Source organism: Azorhizobium doebereinerae UFLA1-100, from assembly GCF_000473085.1.
Lineage (GTDB): Bacteria > Pseudomonadota > Alphaproteobacteria > Rhizobiales > Xanthobacteraceae > Azorhizobium > Azorhizobium doebereinerae.
The window spans coordinates 20,678-36,219 of record NZ_AXBA01000012.1 but is presented as its reverse complement, the minus strand read 5'-3'; the positions used below and the strand labels follow the sequence as shown (position 1 = coordinate 36,219).

Annotated in this window: 14 protein-coding genes; 6 read left to right on the top strand and 8 right to left on the bottom strand. The window is 70.8% G+C overall.

Annotation, left to right across the window (positions count from 1 at the left end; translation table 11 throughout):
- Window positions 1–87: 87 nt before the first annotated feature.
- Together lhpI and YU1_RS28895 are read right to left on the bottom strand one after the other, a co-directional pair.
- Complete coding sequence (gene lhpI / locus YU1_RS0110090; protein WP_029003958.1) at window positions 88–1,023, bottom strand: bifunctional Delta(1)-pyrroline-2-carboxylate/Delta(1)-piperideine-2-carboxylate reductase; 936 nt, start codon at window positions 1,021–1,023, stop codon at window positions 88–90.
- Between the two features lie 41 nt (window positions 1,024–1,064).
- Window positions 1,065–1,985, bottom strand: coding sequence for a LysR family transcriptional regulator (locus YU1_RS28895; RefSeq protein WP_051356740.1), 921 nt, complete (start codon window positions 1,983–1,985; stop codon window positions 1,065–1,067).
- A 198-nt stretch (window positions 1,986–2,183) separates the two neighbouring features.
- Here YU1_RS28895 and amaB point away from each other — a divergent pair, with 198 nt between their 5' ends.
- Genes amaB through YU1_RS0110070 form a run of 3 tightly spaced genes read left to right on the top strand, consistent with a single transcriptional unit; the run spans window position 2,184 to window position 6,644 of the window.
- On the top strand, window positions 2,184–3,716 hold the full coding sequence (gene amaB / locus YU1_RS0110080; RefSeq protein WP_029003957.1) for an L-piperidine-6-carboxylate dehydrogenase: 1,533 nt from the start codon (window positions 2,184–2,186) through the stop codon (window positions 3,714–3,716).
- A 59-nt stretch (window positions 3,717–3,775) separates the two neighbouring features.
- A complete protein-coding gene (locus tag YU1_RS0110075) occupies window positions 3,776–5,458 on the top strand; it encodes a thiamine pyrophosphate-binding protein (RefSeq protein WP_029003956.1) in 1,683 nt (560 codons plus the stop codon).
- A 4-nt stretch (window positions 5,459–5,462) separates the two neighbouring features.
- Window positions 5,463–6,644, top strand: a complete 1,182-nt coding sequence (locus tag YU1_RS0110070) for an NAD(P)/FAD-dependent oxidoreductase (protein WP_029003955.1) — start codon at window positions 5,463–5,465, stop codon at window positions 6,642–6,644.
- 45 nt (window positions 6,645–6,689) lie between these two features.
- Here YU1_RS0110070 and YU1_RS0110065 read toward each other — a convergent pair whose 3' ends face one another.
- Together YU1_RS0110065 and ribA are read right to left on the bottom strand one after the other, a co-directional pair.
- Window positions 6,690–7,433 carry an SDR family oxidoreductase gene (locus tag YU1_RS0110065; protein WP_029003954.1) on the bottom strand — a complete coding sequence of 248 codons (744 nt, stop codon included), beginning with the start codon at window positions 7,431–7,433 and terminating at the stop codon, window positions 6,690–6,692.
- A 158-nt stretch (window positions 7,434–7,591) separates the two neighbouring features.
- On the bottom strand, window positions 7,592–8,704 hold the full coding sequence (gene ribA, locus YU1_RS0110060) for a GTP cyclohydrolase II RibA (RefSeq protein ID WP_051356712.1): 1,113 nt from the start codon (window positions 8,702–8,704) through the stop codon (window positions 7,592–7,594).
- A 214-nt stretch (window positions 8,705–8,918) separates the two neighbouring features.
- Between ribA and YU1_RS28890 the strand changes: the two genes are divergently transcribed.
- Both YU1_RS28890 and YU1_RS0110050 read left to right on the top strand, forming a co-directional pair.
- The gene (locus YU1_RS28890) at window positions 8,919–9,656 is read left to right on the top strand and encodes a RibD family protein (RefSeq protein ID WP_245263284.1); all 738 of its coding nucleotides are present in this window, start codon (window positions 8,919–8,921) and stop codon (window positions 9,654–9,656) included.
- Window positions 9,619–10,164 (top strand): cytochrome b, encoded by a 546-nt coding sequence (locus YU1_RS0110050; protein ID WP_029003952.1) that lies wholly within the window; start codon window positions 9,619–9,621, stop codon window positions 10,162–10,164. The genes YU1_RS28890 and YU1_RS0110050 overlap by 38 nt, the downstream gene beginning before the upstream one ends.
- 13 nt (window positions 10,165–10,177) lie before the next feature.
- Here YU1_RS0110050 and YU1_RS0110045 read toward each other — a convergent pair whose 3' ends face one another.
- From YU1_RS0110045 to YU1_RS0110030, 4 genes are read right to left on the bottom strand one after another with little or no spacing between them, the layout of a single operon-like run.
- Window positions 10,178–11,044 (bottom strand): hypothetical protein, encoded by an 867-nt coding sequence (locus tag YU1_RS0110045; protein ID WP_029003951.1) that lies wholly within the window; start codon window positions 11,042–11,044, stop codon window positions 10,178–10,180.
- The gene (locus tag YU1_RS0110040) at window positions 11,041–12,096 is read right to left on the bottom strand and encodes a glycosyltransferase family 4 protein (protein WP_029003950.1); all 1,056 of its coding nucleotides are present in this window, start codon (window positions 12,094–12,096) and stop codon (window positions 11,041–11,043) included. The genes YU1_RS0110045 and YU1_RS0110040 overlap by 4 nt, the downstream gene beginning before the upstream one ends.
- Window positions 12,093–12,527 carry a 6-pyruvoyl trahydropterin synthase family protein gene (locus YU1_RS0110035; protein ID WP_280790710.1) on the bottom strand — a complete coding sequence of 145 codons (435 nt, stop codon included), beginning with the start codon at window positions 12,525–12,527 and terminating at the stop codon, window positions 12,093–12,095. The genes YU1_RS0110040 and YU1_RS0110035 overlap by 4 nt, the downstream gene beginning before the upstream one ends.
- A 36-nt stretch (window positions 12,528–12,563) precedes the next feature.
- Complete coding sequence (locus YU1_RS0110030) at window positions 12,564–13,574, bottom strand: zinc-dependent alcohol dehydrogenase (protein WP_245263283.1); 1,011 nt, start codon at window positions 13,572–13,574, stop codon at window positions 12,564–12,566.
- A 135-nt stretch (window positions 13,575–13,709) separates the two neighbouring features.
- On the opposite strand from YU1_RS0110030, the gene mdoH reads away from it, so the two are divergent.
- Window positions 13,710–15,512 (top strand): glucans biosynthesis glucosyltransferase MdoH, encoded by a 1,803-nt coding sequence (mdoH, locus tag YU1_RS28885; RefSeq protein WP_245263282.1) that lies wholly within the window; start codon window positions 13,710–13,712, stop codon window positions 15,510–15,512.
- Window positions 15,513–15,542: the final 30 nt, after the last annotated feature.

The following is a 15,542-nucleotide window of genomic DNA, read 5'->3' as shown; positions in this document are numbered from 1 at the left end:
AAGCGGGATGGCTCCGGTTCCGACCGGCAAATGCGAAGCGGCGCCAAACGGTTCGGGCTTGGCGCCGGAATGGTATCTCGGGGTAGCTCAGGCGTTTCCGGCGACGAGGCGCGCCGCCACCAGGTCCTCCAGCGCCGCGCCCACCGACTTGAACAGCGTGACCGCGGCGGCGTCCTGCCGGCCGGACACGCGGCCGGCGCACAGATCGTGCAGGTCGCCGCGCAGGCGCTCGGGCGACCAGGCGCCGGCGGCAATGGGCTGGAGCAGGTCGCCGGCCTCCGCCAGCGTTCCCGCCGCCGTGTCCACATAGACCTGCGCCTTGGCCACCAAGGCGTCGTCGCTCTCGCGCATGGCCGGGGTGAAGGCGCCGACCAGGTCCACATGGGTGCCCGGCCGCACGTCGGCGCCCAGCACCAGGGGCACGGTGGAGGTGGTGGCGGCGCTGACGATGTCGGCCTCGCGGACGGCGGCGGAAAGGTCGAATACCGCTTCCGCCGCAAGGCCTTGCGCGCGCAGGCCGGCGGCGGCGGCTTCCGCCTTGGCGCCGCTGCGGCCCCATACCAGAATGCGGGTGATCGGCCGCACGCTGGCATGGGCGGCGGCGAGATAGGGCGCCAGATGGCCGGTGCCCACCAGCACCAGGGTGGCGCTGTCCGGCCGGGAGAGGAAGCGCGCGGCCAGCGCCGAGGCGGCCGCCGTGCGCCGGTTGGTCAGCGCCTCGCCGTCGATGATCGCGGCAGGCGCGCCGGTCTGGCCGTCGAACAGCACATAGAGCGAGGAGACCGCGCCGAGCCCGCGCTGGGCGTTGGTGGGGAAGACGTTGACCATCTTGACGCCGATCGCCTGCCCGCGCTGCCAGGCCGGCATGGTGAGCAGGTGCGCCGGGGCACCGGGCTGGCCCACCTCATAGGCGGCGCGCACCGGCGCCTCGACCGTGCCGGCGGCGAACGCCCCGGCCAGGGCCTCGATCAGGCGCGGAAACGCCAGGGCGCGATGCACGTCGTCGGCGGCATGGAAACGCATGGGCAGTCCTCTTAGGGGGGCGTCTTGAGGGCGGGCGCCGCTCAGTGGCGGACGACGGCAGGGTCTACCCTCTGATCGCGGGCGGCGGCAACAATCCAGCGCACGAAGGCGGTGACGGCGCCGGTGCCGGCCTTGGCCTCGGGATAGACCACGTAATAGGCCTTCTCGCTGGCCATCGGGCAGTCGAACAGCTCCACCAGCCGGCCGTCGGCGATCTCGTCGCCGGCCAGGAAGCGCGGCACCAGGCCGACCCCGAGGCCGGCCGCGGCGGCCTCGGCGATCATCGAGAACTGCTCGAAGCGCGGGCCGCGGAACGGGCCGGCGTGGCTGGCCTTGGCCAGGGCCAGCCATTCGCTCCACAGGTGCGGGCGGGTACTTTGTTGCAGCAGCGGCACGCCGGCGAGGGCGGCGGGCGTGGTCAAATGGTGGCGGGCGCGCAGCGCCGGGCTGCACACCGGCACCACCTCCTCATCCATCAAATGCTCGCAGATGGCGCCGGGCCACACCGGGTCGCCGTAATGGATGGCGAGGTCCAGCGGCTCGGCGGCGAAATCGAACGGCGCGATGCGGGTGACGAAATTGATCGTGGTGTCGGGGAAGCGGGCGAGGAAGTCCGGCAGGCGCGGCATCAGCCAGCGGATGGCGAAGGTGGGCAGCACGGCGAGTTGGAGGCTGCCGGCGCCGCCGCCATAGGTCATCGCCCGCTGGGTGGCGTCCGACAGCGCCTGGAGGATCTGCCGAACGTCGGCCAGATAAAGCCGCCCGCCGTCGGTCAGCACCACCCGCTGGCGCACCCGCTCGAACAGCTCGATCCCCACCTGCTCCTCCAGGTGCCGGATCTGCCGGCTCACCGCCCCCTGGGTCAGATGCAGCTCCGCCGCCGCCCGGGAAAACGACTGGTGCCGCGCCGCCGCCTCGAAGGCGGTCAAGGTGGGGATCGGGGGCAGAAAACGATGCCGCATCGCGCTCATTCCGAATGCTCATGAGGTCCTGACAATCTATCGCTTGGCAATGGCGCGTGTGAAGGAAATTCTCCGCCAGCCCACGCGCGATCATGACGCGAAGCCATGATATGGCTTCCGATCACGGTCCTGCCGGACACCGACGCCGCGGTCCGTCCGCCCCGGCCGCCGCCTTTGTTTTTGAACCGGGAGCCCCCCATGTCCTCGTTTCCGCGCCCTGGCACCATCGCTGCGGAGGCCCGCGCCATCCTCGACCGCCTCGGCGTTCCGGCGGCGGCGCTCACCGGCGATCTCCCGGTCCGCTCCCCGCTGACCGGCGAGATCATCGCCTCCATCGCCCAGACCGATGCCGCCGGCGCCACCGCTGCCATCGACACGGCGCATGACGCCTTCCTGGCCTGGCGGGCTGTGCCCGGCCCGCGGCGCGGCGAACTGGTGCGCCTGATGGGCGAGGAATTGCGGGCAGCGAAGGCCGACCTCGGGCGCCTCGTCACGCTCGAGGCGGGCAAGATCACCTCGGAGGGCCTTGGCGAGGTCCAGGAGATGATCGACATCTGCGACTATGCGGTCGGCCTGTCGCGCCAGCTCCAGGGCCTGACCATCGCCACCGAGCGCCCGGACCATCGCATGATGGAGACGTGGCACCCCGTCGGCGTGGTCGGCGTCATCTCCGCCTTCAACTTCCCGGTGGCGGTGTGGTCGTGGAATTCCGCGCTCGCTCTGGTGTGCGGCGATTCGGTGGTGTGGAAGCCGTCGGAGAAGACCCCGCTCACGGCGCTGGCCACCCAGGCAATCTTCGAGCGCGCCGCCGCCCGCTTCGGCGGCGTGCCGGCCGGCCTCTCCACGCTGCTGATCGGCGGCAAGGCGGTGGGCGAGGCTCTGGTGGACGACACGCGCGTGCCGGTCGTCTCCGCCACCGGCTCCACCGCCATGGGCCGGGCCGTCGGCCCGCGCCTCGCGGCCCGCTTCGCCCGCGCCATCCTGGAACTGGGTGGCAACAACGCCGCCATCGTCTGCCCGACCGCGGACCTCGACCTGGCGGTGCGCGGCATCGCCTTCGCGGCCATGGGCACCGCCGGCCAGCGCTGCACCAGCCTGCGCCGCCTGATCGTCCATGAGAGCATCTACGACGCGCTGGTCTCGCGCCTGAAGCCGGCCTACGCCTCCGTGAAGGTGGGCGATCCCGGCACCGAGGGCACGCTCATCGGCCCGCTGATCGACAAGGCGGCGTTCGAGGGCATGCAGAAGGCGCTCGACGCGGCCCGCGCCCAGGGCGGCACCGTCACCGGCGGTGATCGCGTCGCGGCCGAGGGGCTGGGCGAGGCCTATTATGTGCGCCCGGCCATCGTCGAGATGCCCGGCCAGAGCGAGATCGTGCGGCACGAGACCTTCGCCCCCATCCTCTATGTGATGCGCTATTCCGATTTCGACGCCGCCATCGCCGTGCACAACGGCGTGCCGCAGGGCCTGTCCTCCTCCATCTTCACCAACGATCTGCGCGAGGCGGAGCGGTTCATGTCCGCCGCAGGCTCGGACTGCGGCATCGCCAATGTGAACATCGGCCCGTCCGGTGCCGAGATCGGCGGCGCCTTCGGCGGCGAGAAGGAGACGGGCGGCGGCCGCGAGGCGGGCTCGGATTCCTGGAAGGCCTACATGCGCCGGGCCACCAACACGATCAATTACGGCAGCAGCCTGCCGCTGGCCCAGGGCGTCACCTTCGACGTCGGCTGAGCCGTCCCGCGCGTACCCCCGATCAGAGACCTTTGGCCGACGAGGCAGGATCCCATCCGATGACTGAGCTGACATCCCGTACCGGCGGCCAATTGATCGTGGACCAACTGCGTGCCCAGGGCACCGAGCGCATCACCTGCGTGCCCGGCGAGAGCTACCTTGCCGTGCTCGACGCCCTGCATGACGCGGACATCGACGTCCTCGTCTGCCGCAACGAAGGCGGCGCGGCGATGATGGCGGACGCCTATGGCAAGCTCACCGGGCGGCCGGGCATCTGCTTCGTCACGCGCGGCCCCGGCGCCACCAACGCCTCGCACGGCCTGCACATCGCTGCGCAGGATTCGACGCCCCTCATCCTGTTCGTCGGGCAGGTGGAGCGCGGCATGCGCGAGCGCGAGGCGTTCCAGGAACTGGATTACCGGGCGGCGTTCGGCTCCATCGCCAAATGGGTGGTGGAGATCGACGATGCCGCGCGCATCCCCGAACTGGTCAGCCGCGCCTTCCGCGTCGCCATGCAGGGCCGCCCCGGCCCGGTAGTGATCGCGCTGCCTGAGGACGTGCTGGTGGAGACCGCCACGGTGCCGGACGCGCCCTATGTCGCTCCGGCCGAGCCGTTCCCGCATCCGGCCGACGTGGCGCGCCTCGCCGGCCTGCTGGAAGGCGCCGAGCGCCCGCTGGTCATCCTCGGCGGCAGCCGCTGGACCGACGCGGCCTATGCCGGGATGGTGGCCTTCTCCGAGCGCTACCATCTGCCCATCGCCACCTCCTTCCGCCGCGCGCATCTCTTTCCGGCCGACCATCCCAACTATGCGGGCGACGTGGGCATCGGCCTGAACCCGAAGCTCGCCGCGCGGGTGAAGGAGGCGGACGTCCTGATCCTGGTGGGCGCGCGCATGTCGGAGATGCCGTCCTCCTCCTACACGCTCATCGACATTCCGGCGCCGCGCCAGACCCTGGTGCAGGTGCATCCGGGCGCCGAGGAACTCGGCCGGGTCTACCAGCCCGCCCTCGCCATCGAGGCGACGCCCGGCAGCTTCGTGGCGGCGCTGTCCGCCCTTTCGCCCGGCCAGACGCCGCGCTGGGCCGAGGATACCAAGACCGCCCATGCGGACTATCTGGCCTGGACCGAGCAGCCGTCGGCGCTGCCCGGCCCGTTCCAGTATGGCGAGGCCATGCGCCACCTGCGCGACACGCTGCCGCCCGAGGCCATCGTCTGCAACGGCGCGGGCAATTACGCCACCTGGCTGCACCGCTACTACCGCCTGCGGCAGCGCGGCACCCAGCTCGCGCCCACCTCCGGCTCCATGGGCTATGGCGTGCCGGCGGCGGTGATGGCCAAGCGCCAGAAGCCGGACGTGCCGGTGGTCGCCTTCGCCGGCGACGGCTGCTTCCTGATGAACGGCCAGGAATTCGCGACCGCCGTGCAATACGACATCCCGATCATCGTGGTGGTGGTGGACAATGGCATGTACGGAACCATCCGCATGCACCAGGAGCGCGAATATCCCGGCCGCATCTCGGCGACGCGGCTGAAGAATCCGGATTTCGCAGCTTACGCCCGCGCCTTCGGCGGCCATGGCGAGACGGTGGAACGCACCGAGGATTTCGCCCCCGCCTTCGCCCGCGCCGTGGCCAGCGGCCTGCCGGCCATCCTGCACTGCAAGCTCGATCCGGAAGCCATCACGCCCATGACCACGCTGACGGCGATCCGCACGGCGGCGCTCGCCCGCCAGGGAGCCTGAGCCGATGGCCGAGGCGCATTATGACGTGGTGATCGTCGGCGGCGCGGCGGTGGGCAGCTCGGTCGCCTATCATCTGGCGGCCGACCCCGGTTTCACCGGCTCGGTGCTGGTGCTGGAGAAGGACCCGACCTACCAGCGCTGCGCCTCGGCGCTGTCGGCGGCATCCATCCGCCAGCAATATTCCACGGCCATCAATGTGGAGATTTCGCTCTACGGCATCTCCTTCCTGCGTGACATCGGCAGCCATCTCGCCGTGGACGGCGAACGCCCGGACATCGGCCTGCACGAGGGCGGCTATCTTTTCCTGGCGACCGACAGCGGACGTCCGGCGCTGGAGGCGGGCCACGCCGTCCAGGCGCGCCTCGGCGCCAATATCGCCCTGCTGACCCCGACCCAGCTCCAGGGCACGTTTCCCTGGCTTTCCACGGCGGACCTCGCCGCCGGCTGCTACGGCCGCTCGGGCGAGGGCTGGTTCGATGGCTATGGCCTGATGCAGGCGTTCCGCCGCAAGGCGAGGTCCCTCGGCGTCACCTATCAGGCGGCCCAGGCGGTGGACGTGGTCCGCGACGGCGGGCGCATCACCGGCGTGGTGCTGGCGGATGGCACGCGCATCTCCTGCGGCGCCGTCGTGAATGCGGCCGGGGCCGGCGGCCCGGCGCTCGCCAAGGCGGCGGGCATCGAGATCCCGGTGCACAACAAGAAGCGGATGATCTTCACCTTCCGCTGCCCCGACCCCGTGGAGCGCTGCCCCCTGGTGATTGATCCCACCGGCGTCTACTGGCGGCCGGAGGGGGAAGGCTTCCTGTGCGGGCTCGCCCCGCCGGACGAGGAGGACCCCGACAGCACGGATTTCGACGTGGACGTGGGCTTCTTCGAGGAGCGCATCTGGCCGGTGCTGGCCGGGCGCGTGCCGGCTTTCGAGCGTATCCGGCCCGGCCGGGCCTGGGCCGGGCACTACGACATGAACGCGTTCGACCACAACGCCATCGTCGGGCCGGCGCCGGATCTGTCGAACTTTTACTTCGCCAACGGCTTCAGCGGCCACGGCTTGCAACAATCCCCGGCGGTGGGCCGCGGGATCGCCGAGCTCATCGTCCACGGCCGCTTCACCACCCTCGATCTGGCGCCGCTGCGCTTCGCGCGCATGGCCGAGAACGACCCGGTGCTGGAACTGAAGGTGGTGTGACCGGGGCCGGCGGCCCCCGCTGGAAAAGCGAGGGCGCCCGGCGCCTCACCCGCGGCCGACGAACGGCATCTTGGTGGCCATCACGGTGATGAACTGCACGTTGGCGTCCAGCGGCAGGTTGGCCATGTAGACCACCGCGTCGGCCACGTGCTTGGCGTTCATCACCGGCTCCGGCTTCAGGGAGCCGTCGGCCTGGATGATGCCGGCCTTGATCCTCTGGGTCATTTCCGTCTCGGCATTGCCGATGTCGATCTGGCCGCAGGCGATGTCATAGGCGCGGCCGTCCAGCGAGGTGGACTTGGTCAGCCCGGTGATGGCGTGCTTGGTGGCCGTGTAGGGCGCCGAGAACGGGCGGGGCGCGGTGGCGGAAATGGAGCCGTTGTTAATGATGCGGCCGCCGCGCGGCTCCTGGTCCTTCATGATGCGGAAGGCTTCCTGCGTGCACAGGAACGGGCCGGTGAGGTTGGTGTCCACCACCTTCCGCCACTCCTGCACCGTCAGGTCTTCCAGCGGCACGCCGGGCGCGCCGGTGCCGGCGTTGTTGAACAGCACGTCCACCCGGCCGAAGCGGTCCCGCACCGTGCCGAACAGCCGCGCCACCTGGTCGGGATCGGTCACATCCGTCGGCACCGCCAGCGTTTCGGCGCCGATCTCCTTGGCGACGGATTCGAGCGCATCCGCTCGCCGGCCGGCCAGGGCCACCGTATAGCCGGCTTCCGCGAGACCCAGGGCCACGGCCTTGCCGACGCCCGAGCCCGCCCCCGTCACGATCGCGATTTTTCTGGTCATGCGCGTATCCTCCAAATCGTTTTAGATCAGGAGACGATGCCGTTGCCAACCGCCGGGACGGCTGTGCTCCAGCTTTTTTGGATCCGGAATCGGGAGGAAAAACCCTTGCCGCGCCTCAGCTTCGCCGCAGGGCCGGCGAGGCGGGGACGCGGTGCCGCTCAGTCGGAGGCGCGGGCGGTGAGGGCGTCGAAGTCGATATAATGGCCGGCGCGGTCGCGCTTGGAGGCGAGATAGCGCACGTTCTCGGCGGTCGGGCGGCCGAGCACGCGGCGGTCGGCCACCACGTCGATCCCGGCTGCCTTCAGCGCGGCGATCTTCTGCGGATTGTTGGTGATGATCTCCACCGCCGCGACCCCGAGCTGGCGCAGCATCTCCGCCGCGAAGTCGAACCGCCGCTGGTCGAGGTCGAAGCCGAGCGCCGCGTCGGCCTCATAGGTGTCGAAGCCCTGCGACTGGAGCTGGTAGGCGCGCATCTTGTTGGCGATGCCGTTGCCCCGGCCTTCCTGGTCCAGATAGAGCAGGATGCCGCCGCTGGAGCGCGCCATGCGCTGCACCGTGTCGCGCAACTGGTCGCCGCAATCGCACTTCAGCGAGCCGAACAGGTCGCCGGTGAGGCAGGCGGAATGCAGCCGCACCGGGACGGCCTGCGTCAGGTCGGGCTTGCCCACCACCACGGCCACCTGGTCGCGCAGGCCTTCGCCGCCGCGGAACACGACGAATTCCGTATCCACGGCCCCTTCCAGAGGCACTGGCGCGCGGCCGACCACATGCAGGGAGCGTACCTGCTCGCTGTGGAAGGCGGCGATGTCCTCCTTCTCCACCCGGAGAAGATGGGGAAGGGCGTCGCCGGCGATGGGGGTGACGACGGCGGCCGGGAGCAGCAAAGCGAAGCCGAGAAGTTCCAGGGCGGCCCGGTCGAGCGGGGTCGCCAGCGCCACCGGCGCGTCGATGCGTCCGTCGATGCGCAGCGCCAATGTCTCGATGCGGGCGAGGTCCATGTCGGGCAGCGCGATGGAGCCGGCGCAGGAGCGCGGCGCGCCGATCCGCGTCAGGCGCGGCGCGGGCAGCACAAGGCGGCCCAGCCCCGGCCCAAGAGCGGTGAAACCTTCAGCGATGCCAGCATCCAGCGCTTCGACGCCGATGACGAGCAGGGCCTGATCCTCGAACCCGATGACGACGGGACGCCCGGAGCGCAATTCCGCTATGGCGCGCTCGACGGCCGTCTGCGTGGCACCGAAGGAGAGACCAGGTATTTCCACAGGTGGAGACATGAGAGCCTCACGATACGCTGAAAATCAGGGGTTTGACAGTGGGGCGTGCCGCTAAAGCCGCCGGAAATGATGTTCCATCTTAATTTGCACGAACGCGCACTGTGCAACCCATCCGGGGTGACTGCGGGTCCGTAACCTTGCTAAGCGTCATCATGTTCCGGCTTAACCCCCCTTCGTCCCATACGGTGAGGCTTCGCTCATGGATGACCGCAGCATGGATTTGGGGACGATCCTGGCCGAACTCAATGCCTCTCCCGCATTCGTGGTCGGGCAATTGGGACAGTCGCTGGACGGGCGCATCGCGCTGCCCTCGGGCGAATCCAAATACATCAACGGCCCGGCGGGGCTGGATCACATCCACCGCCTGCGGGCGATGGTCGATGCGGTGATCGTGGGCGTGGGCACCGTGCTGGCGGACGATCCCCTGCTCACCGTGCGGCGCGTGCCCGGCCGCAGCCCGGCGCGGGTGGTGATCGATCCCTCCGGCCGGCTGCCGCCGGACGCCCGCTGCCTCGCGGACGATGGCGTGCGGCGGCTCGTGGTGCGACGCCCTGCCGCAGAGCTCAAGTTGCCGGCGCACCCCGCCGGCATAGAGGTCGTCGTGGTGGGAGGGGCCGACGGCCCGCTGGCGCCGCAGGCGATCCTCGACGCGCTCCGCGCCCGCGGGCTCGCCCGCATCCTGGTGGAAGGCGGGCCGCGCACGCTCTCGGCCTTTCTCGATGCCGGCTGCATGGACCGCTTCCATATCGTCGTGTCCCCGGTCATCCTGGGCAGCGGACGGGCCGCCCTCGATCTCGCGCCCATTGCCAGCCTGAGGCAGGCGCTGCGGCCGGCGACAGCCGTCCATGTGTTCTCGGACGGCGACGTGTTGTTCGCGTGTGATCTACGCCGAAGCGCAGGCGGGGAGGGAGCCCATGACGACGCAAATCGTGCCTTATGCTCGACCGGCTAGGTGGATCCATTGGCTCACGGCGCTCGCCGTGCTGTTCGTGATCCCGGCCGGCATCGCCATGATGAACCTGCCTTCGGGGCCGGCGCAGGACCGCCTGTTCGACCTGCACCGATCCGTGGGCATCCTGATTCTCACCCTTTCGGTTCTGCGCGTGGCGGTGCGGGTCGCCCTCGGCACGCCGCCACGCCCGGAGGGCATTCCCGACTGGCAGTGGCGCGCGGCCAATTCGGTCCACCATCTGCTCTATGCGCTGATCTTCATCATGCCGCTGCTGGGCTGGGCCTCGTCCTCGGCCTTCGGCGCGCAGGTCAGCGTGTTCGGCTTGTTTACCTTGCCGAACCTCGTGCCGAAGAACGAGGCCATGTCGGATCTGTACGGCAACATCCACGCCTATCTCGGATTCTTCATGACGCTCCTGGTGCTCGCCCACATCGCCGGCGGGCTCTATCACGGCATCATCCGGCGCGACGGCGTGCTGTCGCGCATGCTGCCCGGCCTCAGCCGCTGAACCTCCACACCGTCTAGCGCCGCTGGGGGGATGTCTTCGGCCAGGCGAGAAGGTCCGCATGGCCGATGCGGCACTGCCGGGCCTCCTGCCGGGCTTCGAGCCAGGCGTCGAGCCGCGCGGGCGGGACGAAGCCCGTCTCACCCGCCGCGTCGGCGGTGCCCGTGGCGAGCGCCGCCATGAGGCGGCGGTCGGCGGCATCGGCGGCGTCGAGCAGCCAGGGGCTGTCCTGCACGCGGGTCTCGTAGCCATGCTGGTGGAAGGCATGCAGCAGCAGGTCGGTGGCCACATCGCCGGCGGCGGGGCCAAAGCCCTTGTCGCGTCCCTGATGGGTGCGGAAGGCTGCGGCAACGGCGGCGTCGGTGGCATGGGGCGGGGCCCAGTCGTTGCGCCCGTCGCAGGTGAGCACGGTGAAGAACACCGCCTGCGCCCGCGCCACCGCCGCCGTGAAACGCTCGATCCAGGCGGCGGACGCGAGGTCGAAGAAGGCGGAGGCCGTGACCAGATGCGGCGCGCGGGAGGCGGCCGCCTCCGGATGGGCGGACAGGTCCACCAGTTCCACGGTGACGTGGATGTGCTGCGCCCCCCGGGTGAGGAACAGGCCGCTGCCTTCGATTTCGGCCTCGTCCGCCCAGGCGGCGAGCGCGCTGCCCGCCGCCGCCAGCAGCTCGGGGTCGTGATCGAGCAGATGCCAGCTTTGCAGCGGGCCGAGATAGGGGGCGGTGGCGCGCAGGTTGGCGCCCGTTCCGGCGCCCACATCCACGACTCGCACGGGGCTCTGGCGGGTCAGGTGATCCCCGAGAAGGCGGGCGAGGCTGGTATCGCGTGCCCGCAGGTCGGCATGCTCGCGCAGGGCGAGCCAGTCGGTGGAGAAGCCGCTCATGCCGTCACCGCGTGGCGCACGGCGCGCAATGCGGCGGCGATGCGTGCCGCCGTGTCGTCCCAGGTGGGCAGGGCGCGACCGGCAAGGGCCGCGGCATCCGCCAGCCGGCGGCGTTCGGCCGGCGCAGCCAGCAGGGACCGCAGCGCGGCAGCCAGGGCCGCCGTGTCGCCGGGCGGGACCTTGAGGGCCGCGCCGTCCGGCACCGTCTCGCCGGCTGCCCCGCCGGTGGTGCAGATCATCGGCAGGCCGCGGCGCAGGGCATCGGCCAGCACCATGCCGTAGCCTTCGTAAAGCGAGGGATGAACGAACAGGTCGCAGGCCGCATAGGCCGCTTCCAGCGCCTCGGGCGCGACCGCGCCATGAAGGGTGACGCGATCGCCCAATTGATGACGCGCGATGCGGGCCCGCACCTCCGCCACCGTGTCGGGCGCGAAACCGAGGCCGCCGATGATGGTGAGCTGCCAGCGGAGATCACGGGCCTGCGCCAGTGCCTCCACAAGGCCCGCGTAATTCTTGCGCGGGATGACCGATCCGACGGCGAGAAGGCGCGGTGGGTCGCCGTCCGCCGCCGCGCGGGGCGCGGGGGCGACGCCGGGCTCGGCGATGGTGAGGCGGTGGGGAGCGACGTCGTAATGGGCCGTCAGATCCCGCCCCGTGGCGGGGCTGGTGGCGATGACCCCGGCGCAGGCGGAGAGCGCCGCCCGCTCGCTCGCCGCGAAGCGGGCCTTCTGCCCGTCGGAGAGCCCGGCCTCACGGGCCAGCGGGTGGTGGATCAGCGCGACCACCGGCTGCTCCAGCGCCCGCAGCATGTCCGCCGGCAGCACGCCGAGGGCGAGCCCGTCGATCAGCAGGACACTGTCCGGCGGCGCGGCGCGGAGGTGCCGCGCCGTGGTATCGAGGTCGGCAGGGTCGGCAAAGGGAAAGGCCGGGGGCAGCGCCAGCGGCGCGATCGCGACCCCTTGCCCGGGGAGGGCCTTGAGCACCGCGCGGTCGTAGGCATAGCCGCCCGTGGGCGTGTCGAGCGTGCCGGGAAAGGCCAGGATTGCCCTCATGCGCCGATGGGTCCTTCGAACCAGGCGCGGGCCGCATGGGATTCGTGCAGGGTCACGCGCAGCCGGGACAGCCGGTCGCCTCCGGTGCCGAGACGGCCCTCGCGCGCGGCCGCCGCCATGGCATCGAAGATGTGCCGGGCAACCACTTCGGTGGTGGTGTTGCGGCCGGCGAAGGCGGGTTCGTCGTCGAGGTTGCGGTAGTTGAGCGGGCCCAGCACCGCCTTGAGCGCCTCGGTGGCCCGGCCGATGTCCACCACCACGCCCTCGGGCGTGAGGTTCTCGCTCATGAAGGCGACATCCACCACGAAGGTCGCCCCGTGCAGCGCCTGGGCGGGGCCGAAGAGGCCGCCCTTGAAGCTGTGGGCGATCATGATGTGGTCCCGGACTTCCACCGCATAAAGCGGGCCGCTGGCAAGGGGGGCGTTGGGCAAGAGGGCACTCCGGCGGACGATGGACAGGGAAGCGGCTCAGGAATAGCGCACGACTGTGGCGACGCCGGGCGGGCCGTCCCCCAGGATACGCTCCAGCGCATCCGGCAGATCGGCGAACGCCACTTCCTCGGTGATGAGCGCATCGAGGCGCGGGTCGGCGAGCAGATCGAGGGCCTTGGCGAGGCGCCGCTTCAGCGGCCAGCGCGGGGCGCGGGGCGCCGGCACGGCGCCGACCTGGGAGGAGATCAGCCGCAGCCGCTTGGCGTGGAAGTTGCCGCCGAGCGCCACCGTCACGGGCGCGTCGCCATACCAACTCACTTCCACCAGGCTCGCCTCCATGGCGCAGCAGGCCAATGCCGCGGCGAGCCCTTCCGAACAGGCGCTGGTGTGGAACACCACGTCCGCCTCGCCCGCCGCATCCGCCCGGTCGGTGAAGCGTGCGCCGAACGCCCGCGCCAGGGCGCCGCGAGCCGGGTCAGGATCCACCGCCACCACCTCGGCTCCCGGCAGGCCGGCGGCGAGGAAGGTGATGAGCAGCCCGATCAGTCCCGCCCCGACCACGATGATGCGGTCGCCAGCGCCAGCGCCGCTGTCCCAGAGCGCATTCAGCGCGGTCTCCATGTTGGCCGCGAGCGTCGCCCGGCGGGCGGGCACCGCCTCGGGCACCAGCACCACGTCGTCCCGCTTCACCACGAAGCGGTCCTGGTGGGGATGCAGCACGAAGACGTTGCGGCCGAGGAAGCGTGGCCCGCCGGCCTCCACCTGCCCGACGCTGCAATAGCCGTATTTCACCGGGAAGGGGAATTCGCCATCCTGCATGGGCGCGCGCATGCGCTCCCTGTGGCACGGGCCGACAAGGCCGGAGAAGACGAGCCGCTCCGTCCCCCGGCTGAGCGCGCTCCATTGCGCTGCCACCAGCAGTTCATCAGGGCCCGGAAGAGGAAGATCCTCACGGCGAAGATCCGCGCGGCGCGGCCCGACGTACCAAAGGGCACTCGCTGAAGAGTGAGCTTGAGCCAAGCGTTCGCGTGCGGATTGTGCTTCCATTCGGACACCTTCCTGAGAGTATCGCCTCACTGCCCGTTCCCCCGAATTCCGCGCCAGGGATCCGCAATGCCGTCACGGCCGATGTCGAAGCGCCGGGGTGTGTCCCGGCCCAGTGCCACTGCGCAGCATGCACATGTGTTACGTCAAGATCCTGAAACGGCCGAACACGATCCCGTTGTTTTTCACGGATCACCCTCGCTGGCCGGCCGCCGGCTGCTCGTCCTGGCGCTCAACCTTGCCACCTGGGCGGCGATCGGGCTCGTGGCGGCGCATCTGGCGGGGCTGGCCGGCTGGCGGGTGGCGGACATCCTCCTCTTCCTCTGCGTGCTCATGGCAACGCCCTGGATCGCGATTGGTTTCTGGAACGCCGCCATCGGCCTTGTCCTCGCCCACGTGGCGCGCGGCGGCGTGGAGGTTGCCGCCCCCTTCCTGCGCGGCGCGCGCGAGGAGGGCCGCGTCGCCGGCCGTACCGCCATCCTGATGACGCTGCGCAACGAGGACCCGGCGCGGGCGGTGGCGCGTCTGAAGGCGGTCAAGGCGGACCTCGACGCCACGGCGCACGGGCTCCAGTTCGACTATTTCCTGCTCAGCGACACGTCTCGGCCCGACGTCGCCCAGGCCGAGGAAGCGGAGGTGGCGCGCTGGTGCGAGGCGGACGCCGGCCGGCGCATCCACTACCGGCGTCGCGATACCAACGAAGGCTTCAAGGCCGGCAACATCCGCGACTTCTGCGAGCGATGGGGCGCGGACTATGACTACATGCTGCCGTTGGACGCGGACAGCGTGATGGGGGCGTCCGCCATCCTCGCCATGGCGCGCATCCTGGACCGGCATCCGCGCATCGGCATCCTGCAAAGCCTCGTGGTGGGCATGCCGAGCGCCAGCGCCTTTGCCCGCATTTTCCAGTTCGGCATGCGGCACGGCATGCGCTGCTACACGCTGGGGGCAAGCTGGTGGACCGGCGATTGCGGCCCGTTCTGGGGGCACAACGCGCTGGTCCGCGTGAAGCCGTTCCATGCCGCCTGCCACCTGCCGGTGCTGCCCGGCCGCCCGCCGCTCGGCGGGCCGATCCTCTCGCACGACCAGGTGGAGGCGGTGCTGATGCGCCGCGCCGGCTACGAGGTGCGGGTGATGCCGGTGGAAGGGGAGAGCTATGAGGAGAATCCTCCCACCATTGCCGAATTCGTGGCCCGGGACCTGCGCTGGTGCCTGGGCAACATGCAGTATCTGCGTCTCCAGGGCCTGTCCGGCCTGAAGCCGGTGAGCCGTTTCCAGTTGCTATGGGCGGTGCTCATGTTCGCCTGCGTTCCCGCGGTGCCCGTCGCGCTCGCCGTGCTGCCGTTCGCCGCTGCCGGATTGAGCGCCGAGGCGGCCGAGGCGCTCGGGCCGGAAACCGCATGGTTCTATGGCGGCCTGCTGCTGCTGGGGCAGTTCCCCAAGCTCGCGGGGCTGCTCGACGTGGCGCTGACGCGCGGCGGCGTGGCCGCCTACGGCGGGCCGGTCCGCTTCCTCGCCTCGGCGCTGCTCGAAATGACGTTCTCGCTGCTGCTCGGGGCCATCACGGCGCTGGCCACCACGCGCTTCCTGGTGGGGCTTACCCTCGGCAGGGTCAGGGCGGGCTGGAACGGGCAGGTGCGCGATGCCCATGCCCTGTCATGGGCCAGCGCGTGGCGGGGCCTGTGGGGCCAGACCCTGTTCGGCCTCCTGGTCGGCGCCGCCCTGGCCGTCTGTGCGCCGGCCCTGCTGTTCTGGACGGCGCCGCTGCTGGCGGGGTGCTGGCTGGCGGTGCCGTTCGCGGTGGTCACCGCCGACCCGCGCACGGGCGCATGGCTGGCGGCGCGCGGCCTCTGCGCCATTCCGGAGGAGCGGCGCATGCCGCTGATCCTGCGGCGCCTCGCCGGTCCCGACACGCGGGACCACCTGGAGCAGGCGGCTTAGGCTGCGCGGCCACCGGGACGGCCACCGGAC

Excerpts from the sequence above, each read along its gene's own strand:
- lhpI (WP_029003958.1), bottom strand. The coding sequence starts at position 1,023 with ATGCGTTTCCATGCCGCCGACGACGTGCATCGCGCCCTGGCGTTTCCG.
- YU1_RS28895 (WP_051356740.1), bottom strand. The coding sequence starts at position 1,985 with ATGCGGCATCGTTTTCTGCCCCCGATCCCCACCTTGACCGCCTTCGAG.
- amaB (WP_029003957.1), top strand. The coding sequence starts at position 2,184 with ATGTCCTCGTTTCCGCGCCCTGGCACCATCGCTGCGGAGGCCCGCGCC.
- YU1_RS0110075 (WP_029003956.1), top strand. The coding sequence starts at position 3,776 with ATGACTGAGCTGACATCCCGTACCGGCGGCCAATTGATCGTGGACCAA.
- YU1_RS0110070 (WP_029003955.1), top strand. The coding sequence starts at position 5,463 with ATGGCCGAGGCGCATTATGACGTGGTGATCGTCGGCGGCGCGGCGGTG.
- YU1_RS0110065 (WP_029003954.1), bottom strand. The coding sequence starts at position 7,433 with ATGACCAGAAAAATCGCGATCGTGACGGGGGCGGGCTCGGGCGTCGGC.
- ribA (WP_051356712.1), bottom strand. The coding sequence starts at position 8,704 with ATGTCTCCACCTGTGGAAATACCTGGTCTCTCCTTCGGTGCCACGCAG.
- YU1_RS28890 (WP_245263284.1), top strand. The coding sequence starts at position 8,919 with ATGGATTTGGGGACGATCCTGGCCGAACTCAATGCCTCTCCCGCATTC.
- YU1_RS0110050 (WP_029003952.1), top strand. The coding sequence starts at position 9,619 with ATGACGACGCAAATCGTGCCTTATGCTCGACCGGCTAGGTGGATCCAT.
- YU1_RS0110045 (WP_029003951.1), bottom strand. The coding sequence starts at position 11,044 with ATGAGCGGCTTCTCCACCGACTGGCTCGCCCTGCGCGAGCATGCCGAC.
- YU1_RS0110040 (WP_029003950.1), bottom strand. The coding sequence starts at position 12,096 with ATGAGGGCAATCCTGGCCTTTCCCGGCACGCTCGACACGCCCACGGGC.
- YU1_RS0110030 (WP_245263283.1), bottom strand. The coding sequence starts at position 13,574 with ATGGAAGCACAATCCGCACGCGAACGCTTGGCTCAAGCTCACTCTTCA.